We start from the raw sequence: 26708 nt of genomic DNA, 5'->3' as shown, positions 1-26708 counted from the left end.
GGGGGGGGGGGGTAAAGGACGTACTTGATTTGCTCCGACAAATTGAAGCTAACCCGGGACGTACTAAGCTAAGCGGTATTGTTGTGGCGGTCGGAGTCAATGACGCACATCGCATGGCATTGCCCGCCGATTACGCAAGTCAGTGGACGCATGATTATGCGGAAGTGATTGATCTGGCCAAAAAATTAAGTCCAATGGTCGCGGTTTTCACGATCCTACCTGTGGAGGATGGTATGCCCCTCGGTACGCCCTATTTCGATCCGAGTCTCATTGACCAACTAAACTCATCGATTCGTCAGCTAGCAAAGGAGAAAGATGTTCGGCTGATCGATGCAAACAGAAAATTCCTAAGTGTCCAGTGGAAGGGACATTACACCGTGGATGGCGTGCATCCTACGTCGGTAGCGTATAAGACTTTCGATGAGGAATTGCTCTCTGGTACAGGGGCGCTCTGTTCCTCGCGCAACGGCGCTAACTAAAATCGAAATTAAATCTGAATTGATGAAACAGAAAATCGCACTGGTTACGGGGGCTCACGGCACGATTGGCCGCTATGTTGCCTTGGCCTTGGCTTCGCGTGACTGGCGGGTGGTCGGGTTAGGGCACGGAAAATGGGATGCTGAAGATCAAGCGGCATGGGGCGTTTCGTCATGGGTCGAAGGGGATGTGTCATTACGCGACCTGCGTGCGCTCAATGTGCGGCCAGAGTTGATCTTTCATTGTGCTGGCAGTGGCGCCGTTGGAGCATCAATCACGGCACCCCACACGGACTTTCAACGGACGGTGGGAACGACGGCCGCCGTGCTGGAATTTCTCAGAGTTGACACCCCCGGGGCAGCCCTGGTCTATCCGTCGAGTGCTGCGGTTTACGGCTTAGTCGACTATTTGCCCATGCAGGAAAGACTTCCTTTGCGCCCGGCATCCCCATATGGTGTGCACAAAAAGATCGCTGAGGAATTGGTGGTCGAGCATTCCAGGTTGTTTGGATTAAAGGCTGCGGTTGTCCGACTTTTTTCAATTTACGGCGAGGGCTTTCGCAAACAATTGTTGTGGGATGCCTGTCGGCGAATCTTGGACAAAGAGTCTGTTTTCTTTGGTACCGGTGATGAGACCAGAGATTGGCTATATGTGGCCGACGCCGCAGAGTTGTTGGTCCGGGCCGCGGACCATGCTTCGTCAAATTGCCCCATCGTGAACGGCGGTTTTGGTGAAGCGGTATCGGTGCGAGATGTGGTAGTGGAGCTTTTCCGGCTGATGGGGCGAGATGATCTTCCCGAGTTTTGCGGCACTCAACGACCGGGTGACCCCCTTCATTATCATGCTGACACGACTCGAGCCATGGCGTGGGGATGGCAACCTAAGACGGCGTGGCGAGCCGGTTTGGCTCGCTATGTGACTTGGTTTAAGCAGGAACATGGTTTAGCATGAGGGCCTTGCTTTCGGCTTTGGGGCTTGGTGTGTTGGGTCGGCGTATGCTGGGTATTCGACTCGGGCGCTTGTATCAACATCCGCCATGTCCACTGTCAATTAATCGATTGGCTAAGACCGGCGATGATGACAATCTGCCGTTGATTTCATTGGTCACGCCGTCGTTCAATCAAGCGCAGTTCGTCGGTAAAACGCTCGAAAGCGTTGTTGGGCAGGAGTATGCGAACTTGCAGTACGTCGTGCAGGACGCCATGTCCGGCGATGGCACCGCGGAAGTTCTCAGGCCGTACGCTGGTCGAGGCGTGGATATTCGCATCGAAGCCGATCGCGGTCAGGCGGACGCCTTGAATCGGGGGTTTGCGCGGACTTCAGGCGAGATCATGGGTTACTTGAACTCTGATGACATGCTTTTGCCCGGGGCCTTGCACTTAGTTGGGCGATATTTTCGTGATCATCCATCTGTCGATGTCGTTTACGGCAACAGGTTGATCATTGACGAAAATGGGTTAGAGGTCGGTCGTTGGGTACTACCCGGACATGATTCGCAAATTCTCGGCTTTGTCGACTACGTACCTCAGGAGTCGATGTTCTGGCGGCGTTCCATTTGGGATGACGTAGGCGCGAGGTTTGACGCCAATCTCCAGTTCGCGATGGATTGGGATTTGATTTTGCGATTCATTGATATTGGGGCCGTTTTCCACCATTTACCCGAATTGTTTGGGGTTTTCCGGGCCCACGGAAGTCAGAAGTCACAGGCGAATTTCCTCACGCGTGGCACGAACGAAATGGCGGATTTGCGCAGACGTCACAGTCGCAAGGACATGGGCCGCATTCGGCGCGCGGTGCTTCATTGGCGTTATCTCTCTCGGCATCGACAAGCCGATGCTGCGTTTAAGACTAGTTTATTGAATTGAAGATTGGACCGAAAATGAAAAAAGCATTGATTACAGGTGTGACAGGGCAGGATGGCGCATATCTCGCGGAATTACTCTTGGACAAAGGGTATGAGGTCCACGGCGTTAAGCGGCGCTCCTCTTTATTCAACACCGACCGGATAGATCATCTGTATCAGGATCCGCACGAAACGAACCGTCGCTTTGTTCTGCATTATGGCGACATGACGGATTCCTCGAGTCTGACCCGCATCATCCAGCAAGTGCAGCCGGATGAAATCTATAATCTGGCGGCACAATCGCATGTCGCGGTTTCGTTCGAAGAGCCCGAGTACACAGCTAACTCGGATGCGCTCGGTGCCTTGCGCATTCTGGAAGCTATTCGCATACTCGGCTTGGAAAAGAAGACTCGTTTCTATCAAGCATCGACCTCAGAGCTATATGGGCTGGTGCAGGAAACTCCGCAAAAGGAAACCACGCCTTTTTATCCGCGCTCTCCTTACGCAGTTGCCAAACTATATGCCTATTGGATTACGGTAAATTACCGTGAGGCTTATGGCATTTATGCCTGCAACGGTATTTTGTTTAATCATGAAAGTCCCGTGCGTGGCGAGACTTTCGTTACCCGCAAGATCACACGCGCTTTGGCTCGAATCAAGCTTGGGCTGCAGGAATGCTTGTACCTCGGCAACATCGATGCGAAGCGAGATTGGGGGCATGCGAAAGATTATGTCGAGATGCAGTGGCTGATGTTGCAGCAAGAGCGGGCCGAGGATTTTGTAATCGCCACAGGCGTGCAATACAGCGTGCGTGAGTTTGTGGTGGCCGCAGCGCAGGAAGTTGGGCTGGAGATCACCTGGAAGGGTGGGGGCGTCGATGAGAAGGGGTATGACGCAAACGGCAAATGCATTGTGGCCGTCGATCCTCGTTACTTCCGGCCCACCGAGGTCGAAACTTTGCTGGGTGATGCATCCAAAGCCAAGGAGATGCTGGGTTGGACTCCAAAGATCAGTTTTAAGGAACTGGTTTCGGAAATGATGCGCGAAGACCTGAAGGCTGCCGAACGCGATGAACTGGTAAAGAAACATGGCTATTCTGCATATGACTACCACGAGTAAGTTGTTGGTGAAGACTGCACACGGCGCCACTGAGCATTCAAGATGAAGATCGCGATCGCAGGTACCGGCTATGTCGGGCTATCCAATGCTATTTTGCTCGCCCAGAACAATGAGGTCGTCGCGTTGGACATAGTGCCCGAGAGGGTCGCGATGCTAAATCGCCGAGAATCACCGATTATCGATACTGAACTCGAGGACTATCTCGAGAACAAGCACCTGAGCTTCCGTGCGACACTCGACAAGCGCGAGGCTTACACGGGCGCCGAGTTCGTGATTATTGCGACCCCGACTGACTACGATCCAGAGACGAACTACTTTAATACGCAATCGGTCGAGGCCGTGATCAAGGACGTCATGGCGATCAACCCGGATGCCGTGATGGTCATCAAGTCGACCGTTCCAGTCGGTTACACTGTCAAGACTCGCTCGGCGCTGGGGTGTAAGTCCCTAATCTTTTCGCCCGAATTCCTGCGCGAAGGCCGGGCGCTTTACGACAACCTCTATCCCTCACGTATCGTCGTGGGAGCGCGTTCAAAGCAAGCCGAAACCTTTGCTGGGCTGCTTAAAGAAGGTGCGCTCAAGACCGACATCCCGGTGCTTCTCACTGACCCAACCGAGGCGGAGGCGATCAAGCTTTTCGCGAACACTTTTCTCGCGATGCGGGTGGCTTACTTCAACGAACTCGACACCTATGCCGCCACACACGGACTGGATACTCGGCAAATTATTGAAGCTGTCGGACTCGACCCGCGGATCGGCAGCCATTACAACAACCCCTCGTTCGGTTATGGCGGCTACTGTTTGCCCAAAGACACCAAACAACTTCTCGCCAATTACCGGGACGTGCCGCAGAATCTCATCCACGCCATTGTCGAGTCGAATACGACACGCAAGGATTTTATCGCCGACTCGATCATTCAATTGAATCCTGCGATCGTAGGCGTACATCGCCTCATTATGAAGAGCGGCTCGGATAATTTTCGTGCATCGAGCATCCAGGGCATCATGAAACGGATCAAGGCCAAGGGCATCGAGGTAATCGTCCACGAGCCGGCGCTGAAGGATGCCATGTTCTTCAATTCGCGGGTCGTCAACAATCTGGCTGCTTTCAAGCAGGAAGCGGAAGTGATCCTTGCGAACCGTATGAGCGACGACCTTCACGACGTAAGGGACAAGGTTTATTCCCGCGACCTGTTTGGCGGGGATTGAATTCAAAGAAGCCGGTTAATTCTCTATGGCTATAAATAATGTAATGGAAAAGACTGCCAAGATTTACATAGCAGGCCACCGTGGAATGGTGGGATCTGCAATTGCGCGCCGGTTGGTTTCTGACGGCTACACGAACCTCGTCACGCGTTCTCATGCCGAGCTGGATCTGACCACCCAAGCCGCAGTGGTTTCGTTTCTGGAGCAGGAAAAGCCCGATTATATTTTTCTGGCTGCCGCTAAGGTAGGGGGCATCCACGCCAACAACGTCTACCGCGCCGAATTCATCTACCAGAACCTAATGATGGAGGCGAACGTCGTGCATGCCGCCTGGCTTGCTGGAGTACAGCGTTTGCTTTTTCTGGGGTCAAGCTGTATTTATCCGCGCGATTGTCCGCAGCCGATTAAGGAAGAATATTTATTGTCCGGTCCGTTGGAGCCGACCAACGAGCCCTATGCGATTGCAAAGATTGCCGGTATAAAATTATGCGAAAATTACAATCGGCAATACGGCACCCAATATGTTTCGGCGATGCCAACCAACCTTTATGGGCCGAGTGACAACTACGATCTAGATAATAGCCACGTACTGCCTGCTTTGATTCGAAAAGCGCATGAAGCCAAAGTACGGGGGGACAAAGAGTTGGTGGTATGGGGGTCTGGCCGGCCGATGCGTGAGTTCTTATATGTAGACGACATGGCGGATGCCTGCGTATTTCTAATGGAAAGCGCCGTCAGTGAAGGGCTATTCAACGTTGGCACTGGCGAGGATGTAACCATTCGCGAGTTGGCTGAGGTTGTCATGAGTGTCGTCGGTTTTGAAGGCAAGATTGTGCTGGACACGGGCAAACCCGATGGAACACCACGAAAATTGTTGAATGTTGACCGGATGAGCGAGCTGGGTTGGGCGGCTAGTACTTCTCTACAAGACGGAATTGGCAAAGCCTATGCAGATTTTCTAACCCGATCGCTTGCGTGAAGCATGGGAGAGCCATTGGTAACGATTGCTGTCCCGTCTTTTAACCAAGGGCGATTTCTGGATGACGCACTGACCTCTATCTTTGAGCAGGACGTCCCGGTTGAGGTGTTTCTAGTGGACGGAGGATCGTCAGACGGGTCTATGGATGTGATCCGTAAGTGGGAGCACCGATTGGCTGGTTGGCGCAGTCACGCCGATGACGGGCAGGCCGCGGCCATCAATGAGGGCATTGCTCAAGGACAGGCACCTTACGTTTGCTGGCTAAACAGCGATGACTGGCTTCTGCCCGGTGGATTGCTCACGTTGGTTCGCGGGCTACAAGGTTATCCGAGCGCACCAGCCGTTTATGGACGCTCATGGAATGTGGTGCAAAAATCCGGAAAACGTTACCCAGCTTGGGTGGAGCCGTTTAATGAACCACGCTTGGCCTTGCGCTGTATCATTTCACAACCGGCGACCTTGATTCGACGGACTGCATGGGAGGCTGTGGGCGGCGTTGACGGGAAATTGCATATGGCGATGGACTACGACTTGTGGTGGCGGTTGTTCAAGCAGGAAGGACCGTTGCGTTTCCTGGATGATTTTGTGGCGGTAAATCGAGAGCATGAAGACACGAAAACCAAAACCCAGCGCCGCCGGCATTACCAGGAGGCGATGAAGGTCGTGCGTAAGTACTATGGTCGAGTACCGTTGAAATGGTGGTTAGCGCAGCCCTATGCGGTGTGGTTTAAATCAATAATGGGTTAATCGGAGCAGAATTGAATGCGGGTTCTGCACTTTTACAAAACCGCCTTCCCAGATACGATGGGTGGGGTAGAGCAGGTTATTAATCAGATTGCCCGGGGTACCGAAAAGCTCGGTATCGAGACCGATGTCCTGTCACTTACCGCCGACCGGGGGGCGAGCACTATTGAAATCAATGGTTATCACGCGCACCGCGTGCGATTCGATTTGCAGATTGCGTCGACGGGTTTGTCGATCTCTGCTTTTTCGCGTTTCTCGGAGTTGGCGAAGAAAGCAGATATTGTCCACTATCATTTCCCATGGCCATTCATGGACGTCGTGCACTTTGCGACCCGTGTAAACAAGCCTGCCTTGGTGACTTACCATTCGGACATCATTCGCCAGAAGTATTTATTGAAGCTATATCGTCCTTTAATGCGACGCTTTTTGGCGAGTATGGATCGCATTGTTGCGACGTCGCCCAATTATTTGGCAACCAGCGATGTCCTGAGGAGATTCTCGGACAAAGTTTCCGTGATTCCAATTGGTCTTGACAAGGCCACCTATCCCCAGCCATCTCTGGATCGTCTACGGTTCTGGCGCGAGAAGCTTGGTCCGGCATTTTTCCTGTTTGTAGGCGTAATCCGCTACTACAAGGGGTTGCATACTCTGATGGAAGCCGCGCGGGGAACCGACTACCCCATCGTGATCGTTGGCGTAGGGCCGATTGAGGGAGAGTTGAAGGCTCAGGCAGCCAGACTCGGTTTGCGCAATGTTCATTTCCTTGGGCATTTAGATGATGAGGACAAGGTAGCATTGCTCACCCTTTGCTACGGCCTGGTTTTTCCTTCGCATCTGCGTTCCGAAGCTTTCGGTATCTCGCTGTTGGAAGGTGCTATGTACGGCAAACCGATGATTTCCTGTGAAATCGGCACCGGCACAACTTTTATCAATGTAGCGGAGCAGACGGGGCTTGTCATTCCACCCAGCGAACCCGAGGCGCTGCGCTCTGCCATGCACCATCTATGGACGCACCCCGAAGAAGCTGCTGAAATGGGCCGCCTAGCGGAGGAGAGGTATTGGAAGTATTTTACGGCTGAGCAAATGGTGAACTCGTATGTCGATTTGTACCGTACTTTGGTACGCGCCAGGAAGCTATCTTGAATAACCAGTCCGAATCTTGAGTGTATCTTGCCCACTTAACCAATAGGTGGACACGTGTACGCTAGCGCAGAAGGGTCACCGTTCGTGCGTCGCAAGAGACAGCGAGACGGTACTCCCGATTTCAAGCGATTGCAAAAAATGAGGTTAGGGGATTGCCAGCTGCTAGCCCGATCCGCGTGTCGGAAGATGTGACACCGCGCAGCAGGCGCTATACGGTATCTCGCCGACCTTGAAAAGGCTACTTGGCCGAGCCGGGCGTAACATCAGATACCCTACTCAGTAAAAAGAATGTCTCTAACTCGGAGATTTTGTCCGTATCGCGAATCGCAAATTTTGTCACGGCAAAATCGAATTGCTTTGGGTAGTTTTGGGGAATAGATTCTCGGGTTGGAAAATAGCTTTTGGGGAATATTACATATCGCCAATTTTTCGTGTCCCGATCATCGTTTGGAGTAACGTCATTGGAGCTGGAGTTTTTGTTGATAATCTGCGAAACAAAGGACGATCCTGCGTATTGGTTAATCATTGGCATAACACCAGCTTTTGTAGGGCTGTAGTATCCCCATACGCGTTTTTCCCCAGGCAAAAGGGGTAGCTTTTCTATTGTCTCGGAATCCCGGATTACGGCGCTCGCCAATTGATTATTTGTTGTATGAATTTTTGTGTAGGAATGTAAGTTAACGACTAGTAAAGCAGCGACCAAAATCACTCCAATCTTTAAGAAATTTCGACCATAGGCGTCTTTATTTTTTATTAATAGCAAACACGATAAAGATGCGCATAAGGGAAGTGCGTAATGTTGCGATAGAGGTGAGTAATGTTTTAATAGACCAGTAAGGTTTATAAAAATTCCAAAAAATATTGCGACAACAAATGGAATATTTTTTTTCTTCCATGGCTTGTCTTTTATGCCGTTTATTGTTGTTCCCAGATAAATCGTTATCAGAGATGCGGTAATTAATGGAAAAGTGCCTAATGTCGTGAATGTGAGATCTTTGATTGCATCCAATGCCAGTGACAATTGCATAAACCCTTGGTCGCCGCTTCCATAGCGATTTGTATGCGATAGCATTCCGTAATTCCAAATAATCCATTCTTTAAATGCGGGCCAGCCAATTACGAAATTTATGACTAAGGTGCCTGAAAAAAGCAATCCACCTAGAAATGTTACGAAAACTCTTAAGGCAGATCTTTTGTCAAGGGCTTTCACCATAACAGCAGCTATGAGGCCAATTACCATTCCAAACGCAGGTGCTGTGTAATATATTTTTATTGAGCATCCAAGCGCAGTTAAAGATCCTAAAAGGAAGCTTAATAAATCGCGAGTGAAAATTGAGGACCTGGGACGTGGCTCCGTTTCAAGGTTCTTCTGATCAGTTAAGAGTCTAAACGTCAAATAGTAAAATGATGTAATATATACGAGTGCAAAGCTCTCATTTGTTAACTGCAGAAGTGAGGTGCCGAATACCGCGGGAATCGCAGCGAAATAAAGTCCGCACGCGATACAGAAACGTAATGCGTCTCCCTTAAATATACGTTGCAACGCAAGCATGCCCGCAAGATTCAGGGCGAGCGCAATGATTTTTGCCCACAACCAAAATGTTTGCGCGTTGGCCATAGCATAAGCTATCCGTTCGCTACTATCGCTTAGTCCCTGGGTGGCGAGACGGAATGCCACCCAACCGGCAAATCCAAATGGTACGCCGGGATGGATGTTGTATCCTAAATTCGTTGCCGGAAAACCCGAGAACTTTGCTTCCAGTGTGAATGCTTGCGATAACGCGTACCACGGATAATCCCCGGACTCTTGCCAGTAAGGAATGGGGTGTAACACAGCGAAATATAGCCATACAGCCGCCACCAAAATGAAGGGTAGCGATGTAAAAATTAAGGGTAGCGAAACAAAAGAGATCGCACGCTTCCTTTTGGGTGTTGAAATAGTATTCATCATTGAATTTCGGCTAACGCATTCAAACAGCCAGCTTCGGGAATAAGTGCCCTGATCGCAGCTGAATTCTGTGGCAACGGCAGTCCTGTCGCTATATCGGATATTTGGTATCCCATGCGCCAGAGATCTTCTAACAATTCATCAAACTTATGCGGCGCCGATGCATAAACATAGGGCGCGAGCTCGAGCATTATCTTGGGTTTTGAATTTTCTAAGACTGTCTTTGCTCCAGCCAGCACATCATTTTCATTACCATCCACATCAAGTTTGATAAAGTCGATACGCTCGATTCCCGCATTCCGAACAAAACTATCCAAGGTGCCTTTGACAGATCCACGAGTTTCCATCAAGCGGCCGTGATGCTGACTATGCAAATCGTCGGCGGTTTCAAGCGGCCAGCTTGAGTACACTGAATCAGGTAGCGGATCGGCATCCGTGGCCATCAGCATCATCTGATGAGCGCTAATTCTCGAAACGAGGGATGGGTTGAGTGCGATGTTTGCTTGCTGCTTCGCAAACGCATAGGCCGTTGGCTCAAATGAGAACACTTTGCCGGTGTTTCCTACAAGTTGAGCTAGTGGCAGGGTGTGGGCACCAACGTTGGCCCCGATGTCGAGAACGACGTTGCCCTCCTTGATCAACTGGGCATACCGGCGCAGGGTTCGAAGCTCGAACCCACTCAGAGCGTAAATAGCCAGATCAATACCTTCCTTTAGATTGAGTGACCAGGTCAATCCCCTGCGGGTGGCAACAACCTCAGGGGGAAGGCCAAAGAGACTACGTACTGAAAGAACTGTGGCCGAAAGGCCACGAGCGATTTTGATTTTGTGGCTAGTAGATAACATAGTAAGCTGAGTCCTACTTATTATATGTGCATATCAATATTAGGCACATGAGCGCTTGGTGACTATTAGATTGCAACGGTTATCAATATTATTCGGACCAAGCCGAGAATCTTCGAAGAGATCACCATCTAAACAGCTTGTTGTTTGTATTTAAAAAACCGAGAGAATTGATTAAGTCAATAACTTTTGAGGGAACCACCGCCGCACGTTAATCTTCAAGACTGACAAAGGGCAGTAGACCCCGTAGCAATGTTCATGTGGCTACTGGTCAAGCCGAATACCAAATTTTACATGTTTATCTTTTAGCAACCAAGCGGACACTAAAGAAAGAAGCGAATAGTTTGGGTAGCATGCGTGCCAAAGACCGATCAAGCATGAGGTACGGCCGATAGATACAGTGTGGAACTGGAAATATTCGGGAAATTCCACCCGTTACCATATAGGCCAGACTCGTAAAAAATCCGAAGCGCGTCTCCTCTAATTCGTAATTGTCAGCTAATTCCTTTAACCAGTTTGGCCGAGAAAAGAAGATCATGTATGGAATCGCCTGATTTGAAGAAGACAAGGGGCCGTCGACCGTGTCCAAGACTGGGCGAGATATATCAAAATTTACAGGTTCATGGTGCAAGAACTTGAACAACGAATAGGACAACACCGAGAAATACGGTTCGACGATGAATATATCGCCGCCCTTTCTAAGCTTGCGAGACGCGCCGTGTAAAAAGTGAATCGGGTCGCGCAGGTGATGCAGGACATTCGTTAGCGTGATGACGTCAATGCTGTGATCTGGTATTTCAGCCAAGTCAGCGATGTTGTGACAATCGAAGACAAGGTCCAGATGCTCAAGCGTCAGGACGTCCGTCGTAATGACGTTAGGCAGAAACATTTTGAGCGGAGAGGTTCCACTTCCAATTTCCAGCACTCGTTTCTGGGCGATGTCGGGAACCGTGCGAAACAAATCTCGATAGAGTTCTCGATACCAAAACATCAGGTTGCGATTGTTTTGGAGACGCTCCCGATTCGCCAGAGTTTGATCTAGGTCGTGTTGATAAAGTTTTTGGCTATCTACGTTCATCTCAGAGGAACTTTATTCGTTTCGCAGAAAAAATAAGCATTGCAAGCAAGATGGCGCCATGGCGCCAGCGAGAGATATTTGTCTCTCCGTAGACGCGCTCGCGATAGCAAATTGGAACTTCGACGATCTTCAGCCCCATCCGAGCAGCACCGAAAATTAGGTCGAAGTCGCCGAAGGGATCGAAGTCGCCAAAGAAGGAGCGGTTCTTCGCCAGTTGCAGATAATTTGAACGACTAATCACCTTGGTGCCGCACAACGTGTCTTTAAATCGTTGCCCAAGAACGAAGGAAAAAGCGATGGCGAAAAATTTATTGCCAAGAAGGTTGAAGAAGCGCATCGCCTCTTTCTCCATGGGATAGACCAAACGCGTGCCGTTAATGAATTCGCCTTTTCCGTCCCTGATGGCGTGGTAAAACTTAGGGAGGTCCTCAGGGGGAACGGTCATGTCCGCATCGAGGATCATGAGAATTTCATTCGTGGCAAGTCCAAATCCTTTTCGTACCGCGTCCCCTTTGCCTTTTCCACTCTGTTGAGCGATGAGGATGGGGCGCTCCTGCCCGTAGCGGGCGTGCGCCGCCTGAATGGCCTGCCATGTATCGTCTGTTGAGTTACCTTCAATAAATATAATTTCGTCATTGGGCCCCATGGTGGGAATGCGCTTGACGATGTTGTCGATATTTCCTGACTCATTCCGGGCGGGAACGACAATTGAGACCGATGGGATTGCTTGCTTCTTATTGACTTCGTCGACCAATGGCCTGGCAACGGCGATATTCAAAAGGCAAAAAATCTTGAATAGCGGTAATGGGGCTAAGTACCGGTTAAAGAAATTGCTTACGACTGGAACATAAAATGGAAAAAGTATTTTGTGATCGAGTCGAATCAACTCAAAATTCTCAAGTTCTAAGAGATTCTTGATGTCCTCATGTGCCAGCCAGTTCGATTCTGGTAACTTGCGGCGCAAGCCGAGCTTCGACGCGAGGTTAGTAAATGGACGCCACAGACTGCTGTAGTAGGTCAACACCAGGCGCGTCTCCCGGTGACACATTTTGTGCAAACTGCCTAACAGGCCTTGGATGTCTCGCTCGTAATGAATCAGGCCGCTGATTACAAGATAGTCTGGTCGCGCCTCATAAATGCTCTTGACAGGAAGCACGGCACCCTCTCGGAAATTTGTAGCCAACGCTATCTCTTCCGGGGCGTTGCGAAACGCCACCTTGCCTTGAGGCATCGCTCCGACCAACAAAGAGGATGTTGGATCGACTTCAACAACCGAGTTTTGCGGCAGAATGAACAGCGACAGATACTTTCGCAGCAGTGAATAGAAGTAGTTTCTCATGAACTCAGCTTGGTACGTTTCGAGTTAGGCGCCAGCGACCGTAGAGAAACGCCGCAGGTACCGCGTATGCCACAAAAAATAGAAGGTGAATGGCGGTCGCCACGAGTAATCCCTCCGCCGGAGAGCGGCCCAAAAAAATGAAGGCCGAAACGACCGAGGCATGAAATGTTCCTACGCCTGACGGCGCTGCAGGGAGCATTAAGCCTAAAGCGCCAGCAAAAAGAACTAGCAACGATTCTTGGTAACTTAACGTTACGCCAACAATTCGGGCGGCGAGAATGTAAGACAGCGCATATACGGACAGCCACATGGCCAATGTAAGGATGCCAGGCAGGAGCACGGTCGGTAAGGTGAGGGTGCGACTGGCATCACGCACCAGGTGCGTGACGTGTCGCTCAAAAAACGCAGTCTTTCCGGCGAGTTTGAAGACTGGCTGCAACCAACGCAACATCGGCTCGCCGAAATACTTGATCGCCACCACAGCGACAAAAGCCATCGTCAGCGCGGATACAGTGAAAATTATCAGGATAGATGGATGCGAGGAAACACTTGGCTCATGCAAGGAGGCAGAAGCAAGTACGCCAACTGCAGCGATGGTCGCAAGATCGATGACTTTTTCGACAAATAGCCTGCTGAGGACTTCGGCATGCGGCATTTTGCCAACAACATGGCTGTAGTGAACCCGCAGTAGATCTCCCCCTCGCGCCGGAAGAATCATGTTTCCTCCAAGGCATAGCGTCGATGCAATCAGAGATGCCTTGTGATTAAGTTTTGGTTTGAGTAGTAGTCGCCAGCGGTACCCGTAAATCAAGGCGATGGCGAAAGCCATTAACAAGAATGGCCACAACGAGTTTGGTGAGACCCCGCCCTGAAAGATACGGAAAGCATCTTTCCAGTCGACGGCCCTAACCAAAAAACCGACTAGGGCCAAACTGATGCCGGAGACAATGAGCGTTTGCTTGGTTTTCTTGGTGAGAAAATGATTGACCACTTGTTTTCTTGCTTTTTTTTGTCTGGATAATCGAAAAATCCCCTTTAAATGAAAGGGCGGCTTCTGCTAAAAAACCTTCATTGTCGCATTTTGAGCAACACCAGACAATGCTTTGCGGACTACTGTGCAGGGCGGGCGCGTCAAATTGGCTGCAATCTTAAGAACAGAGGAGTTCATGGGGGATGCGTACACGACGCATGCCGCAATGAACGCCGTCGGTTTCGAATATATCGAAGTCTTTTACAATCGAAAGCGACCGCATTCGATGCTTGGCTATAGGTCGCCAATCGAGTAGGACGTATCCGAAACTCTGTGTGTGAGGCGGTTGTGAATCTCATAGCGCGATAGTGAAACGCTCCGGGTAAAGCAAAGCGAATTGGGTCATGGCGCGTTTCCAATCATGTCGGGTGCCGGTCCATTTGGCAATGATGTTGCGCAGTGCCAGCCATATCAGCTTGAGGGCCGCCTCGTCGGTTGGGAAGTGTCCGCGTGCCTTAATGACCTTACGCAACTGCATGTGCAGCGACTCAATCGCGTTTGTCGTGTACACAACCTTGCGCACATCCGGGTGGACCGCGAAGAACGGAATGACCTGCTCCCAGACCCGGCGCCACAGGGCTGCAATCGGTGGGTGTTTGCGGCCCCAAGGACCTGCATCGAAGGCCTCCAGCGCTTGTGCAGCAGCCTCAGCCGTTGGCGCTCGATAGATTTCTTTGAGTGCTGCCGCAACTTGCCCGCGGTCCTTCCAGCTCGCAAAGTCCAGCGAGTTGCGGATCAGATGGACGATACAGGTTTGCACGGTCGTCTCCGGGAACACGGCATTGATCGCTCCCGGAAAGCCTTTGAGCCCATCCACAACCGCGATCAGGATATCCTGCACGCCACGGATCTTGAGGTCATTGACTACGCGTAGCCAGAACTTGGCGCCCTCACTGTGTTCGATCCAGATCCCTAGAACATCCCGTGTGCCGTCGCGGCGCATGCCCAAGGCCAGGTAGATCGCCTTGTTGCGTACGGTCCCTTCGTCGCGAATCTTGACGCGCAACGCATCGAAAAAGACCACCGGATACATGGCATCGAGCGGGCGCTGCTGCCGCTCCCGTACTTCCTCGACCACCGCATCGGTGACCGTGCTGATGAAATCCGGCGACACCTCGATGCCGTACATCTCCAACAGAAACCCCTGAATCTCGCGCACCGTCATGCCACGGGCATACATGGCGATAATCTTGTCGTCAAAGCCCTTGAACCGGCGCTCGCCCTTGGCGATCAAAACCGGGTCAAATGTGCCTTCGCGATCTCGGGGGATTTCTAATTCGACGGTGTCGTCGTCGGTCGTGACGCGCTTGCGGCTGCTGCCGTTGCGGTAATTGGCCAGCTCGGCTGGCTTGGCCTCGCCCTTGCTGTAGCCGAGGTGGTGAGTCATCTCGGCGCCTAGCGCTCGCTCGAAAATCGCCTTCTTGAGCGCCCACAGCTGTACCTCCAGTGTCGAACGATCCAACATTCCAGGCACCAGCTGCTTGATCAATTCCGGGTCCAGATTGAGTCCCTGACCCGGCTCGACCATCACGTCTTCCTTCTGTTTGCGTGGCATAACAGGCCTCCTTACGTTGCCAGTTTATGCCTCACACACAAAGAAACGGATAGGCTCATCGAGTATCTCGATCGCGCTGGATCTGCGAACAAAAGCAGGGAGAACAGGCTGCATAAAACCCACCGGTTGGTTGGAAGACGAATGCCCAGGAGACCTCACTATTGGCGTAACCTTAATTTCTGAGTTCACTTCCCCTTCCGAACCACCATCCACCGCGGCACCTTAAACCGCACAATGCTCAAATACAACCAAACATAAGTCACAACAAACACCACCACAAACACAAACAAATGCACCGTATGCCGCCAAAACAATGTCGCCGGTACCACCGCCACCAGGCACAGTAACCAAAGATAAGGCGAAGTCAGCGAATTCCTCCGCGTCAACTCCCGCGCCGTCTTCCCTCCCACCGCCCAGCGCATCAGCCGCTTATAAACCAGCATATGCAGATGCACCCCATCCGGCATCCCCGCTGACATCCCTCGCACGAACCGCTTCCGATAGATCGAAAAACAAGTCTCAAAGATCGGATACATGAAAAGCAGCACCGGATACCAAGGCGAAACATCGCGATGCCTCAGCACCAACAAAATCGCCAATTCCCCAAGAAAGAACCCAACAAAATAAGCCCCACCATCGCCCAGAAAAATCAGACCCGCCGGGAAATTCCAAATAAAAAAGCCAAGAATCGCCCCCATCATGATCAGCGATCCCGACAGCACAACCGGGTCCGAAACCTGAAACCCCACATAAGCCAACGAAGCAAACATCATGAAGCTGACCATCGCAGCCAGCCCATTAAACCCATCGATAATATTCACCGCATTCGCAAGCGCCGCCACTGCCAACACCGTCACAACGCAAGCCACCAGCGGCAATGCCAGCGCCATATCAACCCAGGGCACGCTCAAGCGCGTAACAGCCGCGCCCATCAAAAAATAAGCCAGCAACGCCGCCGCCATAGTGCACAGCAAGCGCACCAGCGGACTGACCCGTTTAGTCAGATCCTCAACCAAGCCAGACAAAAACGCCGGCATACCGCAAGCAGCCAGAATCAAAATCGCCATCGAAACGCGCGGATAACTGAGCTGCAGTTCTAACGCCGCAGCGATCAGCCCCAGCAAAATCCCAACCCCACCAATACGCGGCACAGCATGCGCATGGAATTTCTGCACACCGCTCAAATCCTGGTCTCCAGAAAAACGCTCATGCAGATGCGCGTAGCGGATCACCAGCAGGGTAGCCAACAGCGAGACAAAAAAACCGAGAGCGAAACTGAGCATGACTGATGCGGGAGGCCGGTTGCGGGAGAGAGGGATGAACGAGGAAAGGACTTCAAGCCAAGACGTTAAACGCGCGCCAAATCAACGCGCGTTTGACGTGTACGTACGAACGGTGGTGCGCACAAATTATACAAACCCATCCGGATTCCCCGACTGCCAGCGCCATTGATCCACACACATGCGCTCAATCCCATATTCCGCACGCCAACCAATCAACTCCGCCGCCAGCTTCGGATCCGCATAACAAGCCCCAATATCACCAGGCCGCCGCTCAACAATCTCATACGGCACGGGCCGCCCGCTAGCCGCTTCAAACGCCCGAATCACATCAAGCACGCTATACCCCAACCCCGTGCCCAAGTTAACCGTAAAACTACGATTCAACCGACCCAACGCATCCAGCGCGGCCAAATGCCCACGCGCCAAATCAACCACATGAATAAAATCCCGCATACCCGTGCCATCCGGCGTGTCGTAGTCATTCCCAAACACCCGCAACTTAGCCAATTTCCCCACAGCCACTTGCGCGACATACGGCATCAAATTATTCGGCACCCCCGCCGGATCTTCCCCAATCCGCCCACTCTCATGCGCCCCTACCGGATTGAAATACCGCAACGTAGCAATACGCCAACTCGAATCCGAAATCTCCAGATCCCGCAGAACTTGCTCTGCAATCAGCTTAGTCTGCCCATAAGGATTAGTCGCCGAGAGGGGAAAACTCTCATCAATCGGCACACTCGCCGGATTGCCATAAACCGTCGCCGAAGAACTAAAAACAAAATTCTTCACGTTACGATCACGCATGGTCTGCGCAAGCACCAGCAAACTATCGATATTGTTCCGATAGTACTCAATCGGCTGAGCGACCGACTCCCCAACAGCCTTAAGCGCAGCGAAATGAATCGCAGCCGAAATAGGATGATTGTCGAAGACACGCGCCAGCGCCTTCTCGTCACGCACATCTTCCTGATAGAAATCGATCTTCTTGCCGGTAATGCTTTCAACGCGCCGCAGCGACTCGGCACGGCTATTGACCAGGTTATCAACCACCACCACGTCATACCCGCCGTTGAGCAGTTCGACACAGGTATGCGAGCCGATGAAGCCGGCGCCACCTGTCACGAGGATGGTGCCTTTGGTCTGACCTTTTCTTTGTACGCTTCCCGTCATGATGGTCTCTTCTCCTCGAAACGCACACCAGTGTGCGTCGTCAGTGCCGCAAAATAGCGTTGAATGATCAATCGTTCGTCGAATTCGGCCTGCATTCTGGCGCGTCCCAACTCGCCCATATGAGCGCGCTGCTGCGCCGACATTTCGAGCATCTGCAGCATCTTAGCAGCCAGATCGTCTGCACTGCGGACTTCACACAGCAAGCCCGTCACGCCGTCCTCCACCACATCGCGGCAACCGGGCACGCGGGTAGCGACAATCGGCCGCCCCAATGCGGATGCCTCCAGCAACGTGCGCGGCATGCCTTCACGGTAAGACGGCAGCACCACGCAGTCAGCCGCGCTCAGATATGGCCGCACATCGTCAGTTTCGCCCAGCCATTCCACCACGCCTTCTGCCACCCACTGCTCGACCTCCTGCTTCGAGATTGCGCTCGGATTAGCGACGCCGACCGGCCCGAGCAATTGAAAGCGTGCCTGCGGATACCGCGCCTTCACAGCACGCGCGGCGGCCACATATTCGGCCACTCCTTTGTCCCAAAGCAAGCGCCCAACCAGAATAAACACGAAATCGGGCTTTCCCGCGGCAATCGGCGTCAGTGGAAATTGTTCGAGGTCTATCCCTTCGCTACGCAGTAGCTCAGCGCGCTCGGGATGAACCAGCAGGCCGGCGTCAACAAAGGTGCGGTGGTCGTCGGGGTTTAGAAACCAGACCTCGTGGGGAAATCGAAACGCTATTTTGTACAGTTGTTTGGCGACCTGCGCCGCGCGGCTGCGCTGGATAAACACATAGCCCAGCCCAGTCGTAACCGCGATCGACTTGACGCGTGCTAGTGCCGCCGCAATCGTCCCGTAGATATTGGCTTTGATGGTGTAGTGAAACGCCATGTCCGGTTTCAACGCCCAATAGTGCCGCCACAGCGTCACCAGCGTTTTCAGGTCGGCAAGCGGGTTGGTGCCTTTGGAATGAATCGGCACGTCTATGCACGTCACCCCCCATGCCTGTAACGGTGCAAAAGTACGATCGTACGGCGCTAGCACTGTGACGCGCGCACCCTGCGCTAGTAGAGCCTTGATCAGCCCGGGGCGGTAAGTATGGATCGCCCAGGCGGTGTTGCACACCAGGCAGACATGCAAGGGGCGGCTGACAGTCATGGGGAATTCATAAAGAGCGCGTAGCAGTTGAAAAATATAATCATGGTTATGCGCTGAATAACCCGCGCTTGAACCCCTGCAAAACGCGATACGGTACCGCGAAATGCAGCAGGTTTTTCGCGAGACCGAGCCAATAATACGGATTCAACGCATCGATATAACGCAACTGCAACCTCAGCGTCGAGCTAATCTGCGCACGCCGACGCGTAGCGCTAATACCGCCTTCATTGATCTCATAACGCAGCCCGATTTCCGGCAGGTTCGCGCATTCGGCGTGTTCCATGATGCGCAAGAACAAATCGAGATCTTCCGCCGCACGGTAGCCCACACGGTAATTACCTGCCGCCTGCACGGCTTGTGCCCGCAGCATCATCGCCGGGTGCACGAAACAACTGCGGAAAAACCGCAGGCGTCGAATCTCCTCAGGCTGCGTCGGCGGCGTCAACAGAAACAGCCGCTTTCCCGCGCGCGTCACCACTTCTGCCCAAGCGCCCACGGCGCCCACCTCTGCATGGGCTTCCAGATAAGTCCGCTGCCGGCGCAGCCGTCCCGCAGTGGCCAGATCGCCCGCATCGATTCGCGCGATATATCGCACTCCCTGCTCGAACAGCAATTCGCAGCCGGTGCGCAAGGCCCGCTCGATACCGCCATTAACGGCCAAGCGCAATACTTCTATCCGCAATCCCTCCCAAGCAGGCAAAACGATCGCGGGTGTACTGCCATCGTCCACCACCAGCACACGCACAGGACTCGTCTCATGCAACGAAGCCAGCGTGCGTTCGAGATCCTCCTGGCAGTTATAAGCCGGTATCAACACGGCCACGTCGTCTAACGCGGGGGCGCCGTCATAAGCTTCGGCATTGTCCGCACTGTCGGCGTTATCAGCGTTATCGGAAAATTCGGAACCAGGGGTACCAGGGGTCATGGATGCAACCGGTAGCGAAAGTAGTAAAGATTGACAGCGGTGGCGCTCAGGTAACCGCAGGCCAAGCCGCTCAGCGCACCATAGGCGCCCCACAACGGAATCAACAGCATGTCCACGCACAGCGCCACCAGCAAAGCGATCAACCACTTTACCAACAACACATAGCGCGCCTGGAATTTAAGAACGATCAAATTGCCCATCGCTTCGACCGCAGCCGGAACCGACAGCCACACAGCCCAGCGAAAAATCGGGATGGCCTCCTCGAACGCCGCTCCGAACACCCGGCGAATGATCATACCCGCCAACAGATCCAACACGATGGAGCCCAACGCCATCACCACACCGGCCAGGCACATCAGCCGCACCACATTGCCCCGCAGCTTCAGCAGATGCTCGACACGGTAAACGAACGCCGGCGCCAACGTCTGTGCGAGCATCAGCGCAAGCGTGATCCAGTTCTCGTTAAGCTGTTGGGCCGCAGAATAGCGCCCCAGCGCAGCATACGACACAAAATGTTGAAGGATCAGCCTGTCGAGCTTCAGAAACAAATACATGCAAATCAGCCCCAGCCAGAAGATGGCACCAGCCGAAACAAAACGCTTGAACAACTCCGGCTCGATGCGCCAGCCCAGCCGGCCACCATTGCTCCACATGAAATAGACGATCAGCGCCACACCGATCAGCGCCGCTTCCGCAGCCCAAAGCCAGCCAAACCGACCAGGCGCGACCAGCGTGCGCACCATCACAAAAACCACCGCCGCTTTCAATATGGCGGTGCTCAGCCCAATCAACAGCGCCGGCTTGCTGTGCGTCTTGCTTTGCAGCCACACGCTGACTACCCCGAACGGTTCGCGAAACAGCAGCGTCACCGCCAGCCCAGCCAGCATCGCGCCGACCACGGGATCCAGCCAGCCGAGCGCGAGCGCGCCCCAGCACAGCAGCAGCGCCGCCAGCGACACCATGAAGCGCAAGGCGAAGGCGCTGCCAAGAATTGCGCCCAGGGTAGGGCCTTCCGGGGAATTTTGCGGCGTTTGCTGAGTCTGTACGATGGTGGGTACCAGAATTTCGGAGCCGCACACCCAGGTGAGGGGGGCCAGCACCAGCAACAGCGTATTGGCGTATTGCCATTTGCCGAAGAGTTCGGGGCCGAAATAGCGAGCCAGCAGGCCGCTAATGGCAATCGCGACAGCAATCTGCACGAGTCTTTCGAGACCGAGCCAGAACAGATTGCCTAGCGCTTTAGTGACATCAGGGTGATTAAGTTTCTTCAGCATGCGCTATATGTGGGGGAGCGAGGTAGCGATATTGCCGCCCGGAGCTCCGTAAGCATTAAAATAGCGCCGTCGCAAACTGCCTGGCCCTTGCTCGCAATTATAAGTTGAACGCGGACCTGTTCCGCCTATCTGGATAAACATTCATGATTTCGCAATCGATTTTCAAAGCCTACGATATCCGTGGTGTGGTCGGCAGCACGTTGGACACTGGCGTGGCGCGGCAGATCGGCCGTGCCTTCGGTAGCGAGATTCGCGCCCAGGGCGGTACCGCCGTGGTGGTCGCACGCGATGGCCGCCTATCCGGCCCGGAACTGACCGCGGCATTGGCCGAAGGCCTCCAGGCGGCGGGCGTAGACGTGATCGACATCGGCATGGTGCCCACACCGATCGGCTATTTTGCGACGCAGATCCCGCTTGATGGCCGCAGCGCCGATTCCTGCATCGTCGTCACCGGCAGCCATAACCCGCCCGATTACAACGGTTTCAAGATGGTATTGCGTGGCGCGGCCATTTTCGGCGAGCAGATCCAGGCGCTCTATCGCCGCATCGCCGACGGCAATTTCAGCTCCGGCGCCGGCACCTATCACGAGCACGACGTGGTCGACGCCTACTTGGCGCGCATCGTCGGCGATATCAAGCCGGCTCGCCCGATCAAGCTGGTGATCGACTGCGGCAACGGCGTAGCCGGTGCGTTCGCGCCGCGCCTGTTTCGCGCACTGGGCTGCGAAGTCCATGAGTTGTTCTGCGACATAGACGGCACCTTCCCGAATCATCACCCCGACCCGGCTCACCCCGAAAACCTGCAAGACGTGATCCGCGCACTGCGCGAAACCGATGCCGAAATCGGCTACGCGTTCGACGGCGACGGCGACCGCCTGGGCGTGGTCACCAAGGGTGGCGACATCATTTATCCCGATCGCCAGCTCATGCTCTACGCGCAAGACGTGCTGTCGCGCAACCCGGGCGGCCAGATCATTTACGACGTCAAATGCACGCGTAACCTGGCGCCGTGGATCCGCAAGCACGGCGGCCAGCCGCTGATGTGGAAAACCGGCCATTCGCTGGTGAAAGCGAAACTGCGCGAAACCGGCGCGCCGCTGGCCGGCGAAATGAGTGGCCATATCTTCTTCAAAGACCGTTGGTACGGTTTCGACGACGGCCTTTATACCGGCGCACGTCTGTTGGAAATCCTCAGCCGCGTGAGCGACCCGAGCGCGCTGCTCAATGCCTTGCCCGATTCGCTGTGCACGCCGGAGCTGCAGCTCAAATGCGCCGAAGGCGAAAACTTCGAGTTGATTGCCAAGCTTCAGGCCGAAGCCAAGTTCGAAGGCGCCGATGAGGTGAATACGATCGACGGGTTGCGCGTGGAGTATCCCGACGGCTTCGGACTGGCCCGTTCGTCCAATACGACCCCGGTGATCGTGATGCGCTTCGAAGCCGATAGCGAAGCGGCTCTGGCGCGCATCCAGCAGGATTTCAAACGGGTGATACTCGCGGCCAAGCCGTCGGCGCAACTGCCGTTTTAAGCGGACGTCGTGAGCCGCCAGGTGAGCGCTTCGCCCGCCTGGCGGCCCGCTCGACCGTGCCCGCGGCCCAACACCGCGCCAACTAAGCGCCGCGGCCCCCTTCTGGTGCAGGTATCATATGAAGTCTCAGCCCGGCGTTCACGCTGGGCATTCGTTTGCGCCTTTCCGGTATGCCTGCTTTGAAAATACTGATTGTCCGGGTGTCATCGCTCGGTGACGTAGTGCATAACATGCCGATGGTGTCCGATTTGCACCGTCATTTTCCCGATGCCAGCATCGACTGGGTCGTGGAGGAGGCGTATGTCGAGTTGGTGCGCTTGCACCCCGACGTGCGACGCGTGATTCCCTTCGCGCTGCGCCGCTGGCGCAAAAGCTTGCTGTCGGCGGCCACGCGAGCGGAAATGGCCGATTTCCTGCGGCAGTTGCGCAGCGAACCGTACGACTATATTTTCGACACGCAGGGGCTGTTCAAGACCGGCGCGCTCATGCAGATGGCGCGGCTGGCGCCTAACGGATGCCGTGCGGGCCTGGCCAACGCGACCGAAGATTCAGGCTATGAAGGCCTGTCGCGCATTTTTCATCACATCTCGGTGCCGGTCGGCCTGCGTACGCATGGCGTGACGCGCTCGCGCGAAGTGGCCGCCGCGGTGCTCGGCTACCAGGTTGACGGTCGCGTCGAATTCAAGCTGGGCACGCCGCAGCCCGAACCGGTGCCTGCCTGCCTGCCCGATGTGCCGTTTGCGATGCTGTTTCATGCGACCGCGCGAGCCGCCAAGCGCTGGTCCGACGATAGTTGGGTGGAGCTGGCGCAGCATCTCGCCGCGCGCGGTATGCGCGTGCTGCTGCCGTGGGGCAACCCGGCCGAGCTGCAGGCCGCCAATAATTTGGCCGCGCGCATGGATAATTCGGTGGTACTGCCTAAAATATCGGTATTGGAGGCCTTGGCGTTGATACGCCGCGCTACGCTGGTGGTGGGCGTCGACACCGGGCTCACGCATATCTCGGCCGCGTTGGGGCGTCCGACCATCGAGCTTTACTGCGATTCTCCGCGCTGGAAAACCGAAGGATTCTGGTCGCCGCAGATCGTCAACTTGGGCGACACCGGCACGCCGCCTACGCTGACGGAAGCTATCGCGGCGGTAGCGACGGTGCTCGACCACCCAAGCGGCGAGCGCCGCGCAGCGATTTTTACTGAAATACCTGCCGTCTTTTCTAAAGAATCCCCATGAGCTCGCAAATCATTGAACTGGACGCACAAGACTGGGCGCTTGCCGATGTCGACGACGCTGTCAAAGGTGCTGCGGTCAGGGAACTGGAAGCCGGGAAGGTGCTGTATTTCCCCAAGCTCGGTTTCCCGTTGAGCGAGGGCGAGCAGCGTTTTCTGACGCCCGAGGTGCGCGACCCCAAAGTGCGCAACATCAGCCTCGACGCGCAGGGCCGCCTTAAAGGCGCGCAAGGGGAGCACGCGGTCCAGACCGAAATTGCCGCGATGATCGGCCGTTTTCGCGCTCAATCGCAAGCACTGATCCACTCGTTGGTACCGCATTACACGCCGGCGCTGCGTCTCGCGCCGACCAGTTATCGGCCCATGCAGGTCGAAACGCGCCGGCAGTCGGTGCGCGCCGACGATAGGCGTTTGCACGTGGATGCCTTTCCGTCGCGGCCGAACTACGGCGAACGTATCCTGCGGGTGTTTACCAACGTCAACCCGGCCGGCGTGCCACGCGTGTGGCGCGTGGGTGAACCGTTCGAAGCGGCCGCGCAGCGTTTCCTGCCGCGTATCCGGCCGCAGTTGCCGGGCTCGGCCTGGTTGCTCAATACGCTGCACGTTACCAAATCACCACGCAGTGCCTACGATCATTTCATGCTGGGTCTGCACGACGCGATGAAAGCCGACGAGAGTTATCAGCGCGACTGCCCGCAAGAGACCATGCCGTTTGCACCGGGCAGCGTCTGGGTGTGTTTCTCCGATCAGACTTCGCATGCGGTGATGTCCGGCCAATTCATGCTGGAGCAGACTCTGTTTTTGCCGGCAAGCGGCATGGTGCGCCCCGAATGCGCGCCGCTGGGCATACTCGAGCGGCTTACCGGCCGCGCGCTGGTCTGACGCGATAGATGCTCAATACCTTGTATCGACTGTTATGGTGGCTGATTGCGCCGAGTGCCGTGGTGCGTTTGCTGTGGCGTTCGCGGCGCGAGCGCGGCTATCGCGAGCATATCCCCGAGCGCTTCGGTTTTAGCGATCGCCCCGACGGCGTGACCGGTCAACTGATTTGGGTGCACGCGGTTTCGGTTGGCGAGACGCGTGCCGCGCAGCCGTTGATCGAAGCGTTGCTCACAACCTATCCCGACGTGAAGATCCTGCTCACGCATATGACGCCGACCGGTCGCGCGACCGGCGAGCAGTTGTTCGGCGATCGGGTGCTGCGCTGTTATTTGCCGTATGACCTGCCGCAGGCGGTGCAGCGCTTCTTGCAACGCTGGAAGCCGGCGCTGGGCGTGCTGATGGAAACGGAGGTGTGGCCCACGCTGATAGCCGAGTGCGAACGCGCGCGGGTGCCGCTGGTACTGGCCAATGCGCGCATGTCGGCGCGCTCGGCGCGACGTGGCGCCAGGTTCGGTACGGCCGCGCACCGTGTGTTCGGCGGGTTCTCCAAAGTGCTGGCGCAAAGCCCCGCGGATGCGCAGCGCCTCACGGCGTTGGGCGCGCGCGAAGTGATGGTGCTGGGCAATTTAAAGTTCGATATCACGCCGCCACCGCAACCGCTCGAATTGGGCCGGTTGTGGCGCGCGGCTATCGGTGCGCGGCCCGTGTGGGTCGCGGCCAGCACGCGCGAAGGGGAGGAGGTCGAAGTGTTGGCCGCCTTCAGGAAGGTGCTGGACGCGGGCGCGGAACACCCCACTTTGACGCGTGCTTTGCTGATTCTCGTGCCGCGTCATCCGCAACGATTTGCTGAGGTGGCAGCGCTGGTCGAGCGCAACGGTTTTCGCTGCATGCGGCGTTCTCAATGGGGGGCACTGCCCGATGGGGACGTACCCGCCGATGTGCAGGTGTTACTCGGCGATTCGATGGGAGAGTTGCCGGCGTATTACGCGGCTTGCGATCTCGCGTTTATCGGTGGAAGTCTGTTGCCGCTGGGTGGTCAGAACCTGATAGAAGCCTGCGCGATTGGTGTGCCGGTGGTGTTCGGCCCGCATACCTTCAATTTCACGCAGGCGAGCGCCGATGCGTTGGAAAGTGGCGCGGCACTGCGCGTGGCGGACGCGGCTGCGCTCGCACGGGCCGTGCAGGATCTGTTTGTCGACTCGCCGCGCCGCATCGCAATGGGGCAGGCGGCGGCTGCGTTCGCCGCGCGCCACCGTGGCGCGACGCAGCGCACGGTGGCTGTGTTGGGCGCTTTGCTCAACTCACAAGCAAGCCCTGTCGCTCAATAAACGCTATCACTTCGGCCAAGCCAATTCCGGCCTTGGTATTGCACATCACGAAGGGCCGCACGCCACGCATCTTTGCGGCGTCGGCGGCCATCACCTCGAGCGACGCGCCCACCATCGGCGCGAGGTCCACCTTATTGATCACCAGCAGATCCGATTTGGTAATGCCGGGACCGCCCTTGCGCGGTATTTTTTCTCCGCCCGCCACGTCGATCACATAGATCGTCAGGTCCGATAACTCGGGGCTGAACGTGGCGGCCAGATTGTCGCCGCCCGATTCGATAAAGACGATGTCCGCATTCGGAAAACGCGTCAGCATCCGGTCTACCGCTTCGAGATTGATCGAGGCATCTTCGCGAATCGCCGTATGCGGGCAGCCGCCTGTCTCCACGCCCATGATGCGCTCGGCCGGCAGTGCGCCTGCCACGGTCAACAGGCGCTGGTCTTCCTTGGTGTAGATATCGTTGGTGATGACCACCAGATCGTAGCGCTCGCGCAATGCTTTGCAGAGCATTTCAACCAATGTGGTCTTGCCTGAACCGACCGGGCCGCCGATGCCGACGCGCAGGGGTGGCAGGCTTTTGGTGCGGGCGGGATAGAGTGCGGTCATGGCGTTGAATGAATTGAGTTAGTGGAAT

At 54.9% G+C, this 26708-nt stretch carries 25 protein-coding genes; 13 read left to right on the top strand and 12 right to left on the bottom strand.

Annotation, left to right across the window (positions count from 1 at the left end; genetic code table 11):
- The 8 genes from GSQ77_RS20655 to GSQ77_RS20620 all read left to right on the top strand — a co-directional run.
- The coding region (locus tag GSQ77_RS20655) for an SGNH/GDSL hydrolase family protein (protein WP_158904627.1) at positions 1 to 479 on the top strand (479 nt) is incomplete at its 5' end.
- Between the two features lie 22 nt (positions 480 to 501).
- Positions 502 to 1428, top strand: coding sequence for an NAD(P)-dependent oxidoreductase (locus GSQ77_RS20650; protein WP_158904626.1), 927 nt, complete (start codon positions 502 to 504; stop codon positions 1426 to 1428).
- A complete protein-coding gene (locus GSQ77_RS20645; protein WP_158904625.1) occupies positions 1425 to 2342 on the top strand; it encodes a glycosyltransferase family 2 protein in 918 nt (305 codons plus the stop codon). Before GSQ77_RS20650 ends, GSQ77_RS20645 begins: the two co-directional genes overlap by 4 nt.
- Positions 2343 to 2356: 14 nt before the next feature.
- Positions 2357 to 3439 carry a GDP-mannose 4,6-dehydratase gene (gene gmd / locus GSQ77_RS20640; RefSeq protein ID WP_158904624.1) on the top strand — a complete coding sequence of 361 codons (1083 nt, stop codon included), beginning with the start codon at positions 2357 to 2359 and terminating at the stop codon, positions 3437 to 3439.
- 42 nt (positions 3440 to 3481) lie between these two features.
- A complete protein-coding gene (locus GSQ77_RS20635) occupies positions 3482 to 4648 on the top strand; it encodes a nucleotide sugar dehydrogenase (protein ID WP_158904623.1) in 1167 nt (388 codons plus the stop codon).
- 43 nt (positions 4649 to 4691) lie between these two features.
- On the top strand, positions 4692 to 5624 hold the full coding sequence (locus GSQ77_RS20630) for a GDP-L-fucose synthase (protein ID WP_158904622.1): 933 nt from the start codon (positions 4692 to 4694) through the stop codon (positions 5622 to 5624).
- A gap of 3 nt (positions 5625 to 5627) precedes the next feature.
- Positions 5628 to 6371 carry a glycosyltransferase family 2 protein gene (locus tag GSQ77_RS20625; protein ID WP_158904621.1) on the top strand — a complete coding sequence of 248 codons (744 nt, stop codon included), beginning with the start codon at positions 5628 to 5630 and terminating at the stop codon, positions 6369 to 6371.
- A gap of 15 nt (positions 6372 to 6386) precedes the next feature.
- Entirely contained in the window at positions 6387 to 7511 is a 1125-nt protein-coding gene (locus tag GSQ77_RS20620; protein WP_158904620.1) for a glycosyltransferase family 4 protein, read from the top strand.
- A gap of 238 nt (positions 7512 to 7749) precedes the next feature.
- On the opposite strand, the gene GSQ77_RS20615 is transcribed toward GSQ77_RS20620, so the two are convergent.
- From GSQ77_RS20615 to GSQ77_RS20595, 5 genes are all read right to left on the bottom strand, one after another.
- Complete coding sequence (locus GSQ77_RS20615) at positions 7750 to 9462, bottom strand: hypothetical protein (protein WP_158904619.1); 1713 nt, start codon at positions 9460 to 9462, stop codon at positions 7750 to 7752.
- Positions 9459 to 10304 (bottom strand): FkbM family methyltransferase, encoded by an 846-nt coding sequence (locus GSQ77_RS20610; RefSeq protein ID WP_158904618.1) that lies wholly within the window; start codon positions 10302 to 10304, stop codon positions 9459 to 9461. The genes GSQ77_RS20615 and GSQ77_RS20610 overlap by 4 nt, the downstream gene beginning before the upstream one ends.
- Positions 10305 to 10599: 295 nt before the next feature.
- Complete coding sequence (locus GSQ77_RS20605; RefSeq protein ID WP_158904617.1) at positions 10600 to 11379, bottom strand: bifunctional 2-polyprenyl-6-hydroxyphenol methylase/3-demethylubiquinol 3-O-methyltransferase UbiG; 780 nt, start codon at positions 11377 to 11379, stop codon at positions 10600 to 10602.
- Between the two features lies 1 nt (position 11380).
- On the bottom strand, positions 11381 to 12718 hold the full coding sequence (locus GSQ77_RS20600) for a glycosyltransferase family 2 protein (RefSeq protein ID WP_158904616.1): 1338 nt from the start codon (positions 12716 to 12718) through the stop codon (positions 11381 to 11383).
- Between the two features lie 4 nt (positions 12719 to 12722).
- A complete protein-coding gene (locus GSQ77_RS20595) occupies positions 12723 to 13709 on the bottom strand; it encodes a lysylphosphatidylglycerol synthase transmembrane domain-containing protein (protein ID WP_158904615.1) in 987 nt (328 codons plus the stop codon).
- Between the two features lie 124 nt (positions 13710 to 13833).
- On the opposite strand from GSQ77_RS20595, the gene GSQ77_RS29985 reads away from it, so the two are divergent.
- Positions 13834 to 14004 carry an IS3 family transposase gene (locus tag GSQ77_RS29985; protein WP_367889695.1) on the top strand — a complete coding sequence of 57 codons (171 nt, stop codon included), beginning with the start codon at positions 13834 to 13836 and terminating at the stop codon, positions 14002 to 14004.
- Positions 14005 to 14043: 39 nt separating this feature from the next.
- Here the strand turns inward: GSQ77_RS29985 and GSQ77_RS20585 are convergent, their stop codons facing one another.
- The 6 genes from GSQ77_RS20585 to GSQ77_RS20560 form a co-directional block, all read right to left on the bottom strand.
- Entirely contained in the window at positions 14044 to 15303 is a 1260-nt protein-coding gene (locus tag GSQ77_RS20585) for an IS256 family transposase (protein ID WP_158904613.1), read from the bottom strand.
- 185 nt (positions 15304 to 15488) lie between these two features.
- A complete protein-coding gene (locus GSQ77_RS20580) occupies positions 15489 to 16586 on the bottom strand; it encodes a glycosyltransferase (protein WP_158904612.1) in 1098 nt (365 codons plus the stop codon).
- Between the two features lie 126 nt (positions 16587 to 16712).
- On the bottom strand, positions 16713 to 17759 hold the full coding sequence (gene galE / locus GSQ77_RS20575; RefSeq protein WP_158904611.1) for a UDP-glucose 4-epimerase GalE: 1047 nt from the start codon (positions 17757 to 17759) through the stop codon (positions 16713 to 16715).
- A complete protein-coding gene (locus GSQ77_RS20570; RefSeq protein WP_158904610.1) occupies positions 17756 to 18913 on the bottom strand; it encodes a glycosyltransferase family 4 protein in 1158 nt (385 codons plus the stop codon). The genes galE and GSQ77_RS20570 overlap by 4 nt, the downstream gene beginning before the upstream one ends.
- A gap of 46 nt (positions 18914 to 18959) precedes the next feature.
- On the bottom strand, positions 18960 to 19838 hold the full coding sequence (locus GSQ77_RS20565) for a glycosyltransferase (RefSeq protein WP_158904609.1): 879 nt from the start codon (positions 19836 to 19838) through the stop codon (positions 18960 to 18962).
- Positions 19835 to 21112, bottom strand: coding sequence for an oligosaccharide flippase family protein (locus GSQ77_RS20560; protein WP_158904608.1), 1278 nt, complete (start codon positions 21110 to 21112; stop codon positions 19835 to 19837). The genes GSQ77_RS20565 and GSQ77_RS20560 overlap by 4 nt, the downstream gene beginning before the upstream one ends.
- 143 nt (positions 21113 to 21255) lie before the next feature.
- On the opposite strand from GSQ77_RS20560, the gene GSQ77_RS20555 reads away from it, so the two are divergent.
- The 4 genes from GSQ77_RS20555 (at position 21256) to waaA (ending at position 26073) form a co-directional block, all read left to right on the top strand.
- Positions 21256 to 22638: a phosphomannomutase/phosphoglucomutase gene (locus GSQ77_RS20555; protein WP_158904607.1), complete on the top strand. Its 1383-nt coding sequence runs from the start codon at positions 21256 to 21258 to the stop codon at positions 22636 to 22638.
- A 179-nt stretch (positions 22639 to 22817) separates the two neighbouring features.
- Positions 22818 to 23867, top strand: a complete 1050-nt coding sequence (gene waaC, locus GSQ77_RS20550) for a lipopolysaccharide heptosyltransferase I (protein ID WP_158904606.1) — start codon at positions 22818 to 22820, stop codon at positions 23865 to 23867.
- Positions 23864 to 24745: a Kdo hydroxylase family protein gene (locus tag GSQ77_RS20545; RefSeq protein WP_158904605.1), complete on the top strand. Its 882-nt coding sequence runs from the start codon at positions 23864 to 23866 to the stop codon at positions 24743 to 24745. Before waaC ends, GSQ77_RS20545 begins: the two co-directional genes overlap by 4 nt.
- An 8-nt stretch (positions 24746 to 24753) precedes the next feature.
- Positions 24754 to 26073 carry a lipid IV(A) 3-deoxy-D-manno-octulosonic acid transferase gene (waaA, locus tag GSQ77_RS20540; RefSeq protein WP_158904604.1) on the top strand — a complete coding sequence of 440 codons (1320 nt, stop codon included), beginning with the start codon at positions 24754 to 24756 and terminating at the stop codon, positions 26071 to 26073.
- Here waaA and ureG read toward each other — a convergent pair.
- Positions 26042 to 26680: an urease accessory protein UreG gene (gene ureG / locus GSQ77_RS20535; protein WP_158904603.1), complete on the bottom strand. Its 639-nt coding sequence runs from the start codon at positions 26678 to 26680 to the stop codon at positions 26042 to 26044. The genes waaA and ureG overlap by 32 nt on opposite strands.
- Between the last annotated feature and the right edge of the window lie 28 nt (positions 26681 to 26708).

The organism is Burkholderia sp. L27(2015) (assembly GCF_009765705.1).
Taxonomy (GTDB): Bacteria; Pseudomonadota; Gammaproteobacteria; order Burkholderiales; family Burkholderiaceae; genus LMUX01.
Note: the sequence above shows the minus strand (reverse complement) of the source record. Positions and strands in the feature narration are given on the sequence as shown.

Coding starts and splice junctions, on each gene's coding strand:
- GSQ77_RS20650 (WP_158904626.1), top strand. CDS start 502: ATGAAACAGAAAATCGCACTGGTTACGGGGGCTCACGGCACGATTGGC.
- GSQ77_RS20645 (WP_158904625.1), top strand. CDS start 1,425: ATGAGGGCCTTGCTTTCGGCTTTGGGGCTTGGTGTGTTGGGTCGGCGT.
- gmd (WP_158904624.1), top strand. CDS start 2,357: ATGAAAAAAGCATTGATTACAGGTGTGACAGGGCAGGATGGCGCATAT.
- GSQ77_RS20635 (WP_158904623.1), top strand. CDS start 3,482: ATGAAGATCGCGATCGCAGGTACCGGCTATGTCGGGCTATCCAATGCT.
- GSQ77_RS20630 (WP_158904622.1), top strand. CDS start 4,692: ATGGAAAAGACTGCCAAGATTTACATAGCAGGCCACCGTGGAATGGTG.
- GSQ77_RS20625 (WP_158904621.1), top strand. CDS start 5,628: ATGGGAGAGCCATTGGTAACGATTGCTGTCCCGTCTTTTAACCAAGGG.
- GSQ77_RS20620 (WP_158904620.1), top strand. CDS start 6,387: ATGCGGGTTCTGCACTTTTACAAAACCGCCTTCCCAGATACGATGGGT.
- GSQ77_RS20615 (WP_158904619.1), bottom strand. CDS start 9,462: ATGATGAATACTATTTCAACACCCAAAAGGAAGCGTGCGATCTCTTTT.
- GSQ77_RS20610 (WP_158904618.1), bottom strand. CDS start 10,304: ATGTTATCTACTAGCCACAAAATCAAAATCGCTCGTGGCCTTTCGGCC.
- GSQ77_RS20605 (WP_158904617.1), bottom strand. CDS start 11,379: ATGAACGTAGATAGCCAAAAACTTTATCAACACGACCTAGATCAAACT.
- GSQ77_RS20600 (WP_158904616.1), bottom strand. CDS start 12,718: ATGAGAAACTACTTCTATTCACTGCTGCGAAAGTATCTGTCGCTGTTC.
- GSQ77_RS20585 (WP_158904613.1), bottom strand. CDS start 15,303: ATGCCACGCAAACAGAAGGAAGACGTGATGGTCGAGCCGGGTCAGGGA.
- GSQ77_RS20580 (WP_158904612.1), bottom strand. CDS start 16,586: ATGCTCAGTTTCGCTCTCGGTTTTTTTGTCTCGCTGTTGGCTACCCTG.
- galE (WP_158904611.1), bottom strand. CDS start 17,759: ATGACGGGAAGCGTACAAAGAAAAGGTCAGACCAAAGGCACCATCCTC.
- GSQ77_RS20570 (WP_158904610.1), bottom strand. CDS start 18,913: ATGACTGTCAGCCGCCCCTTGCATGTCTGCCTGGTGTGCAACACCGCC.
- GSQ77_RS20565 (WP_158904609.1), bottom strand. CDS start 19,838: ATGACCCCTGGTACCCCTGGTTCCGAATTTTCCGATAACGCTGATAAC.
- GSQ77_RS20560 (WP_158904608.1), bottom strand. CDS start 21,112: ATGCTGAAGAAACTTAATCACCCTGATGTCACTAAAGCGCTAGGCAAT.
- GSQ77_RS20555 (WP_158904607.1), top strand. CDS start 21,256: ATGATTTCGCAATCGATTTTCAAAGCCTACGATATCCGTGGTGTGGTC.
- GSQ77_RS20545 (WP_158904605.1), top strand. CDS start 23,864: ATGAGCTCGCAAATCATTGAACTGGACGCACAAGACTGGGCGCTTGCC.
- waaA (WP_158904604.1), top strand. CDS start 24,754: ATGCTCAATACCTTGTATCGACTGTTATGGTGGCTGATTGCGCCGAGT.
- ureG (WP_158904603.1), bottom strand. CDS start 26,680: ATGACCGCACTCTATCCCGCCCGCACCAAAAGCCTGCCACCCCTGCGC.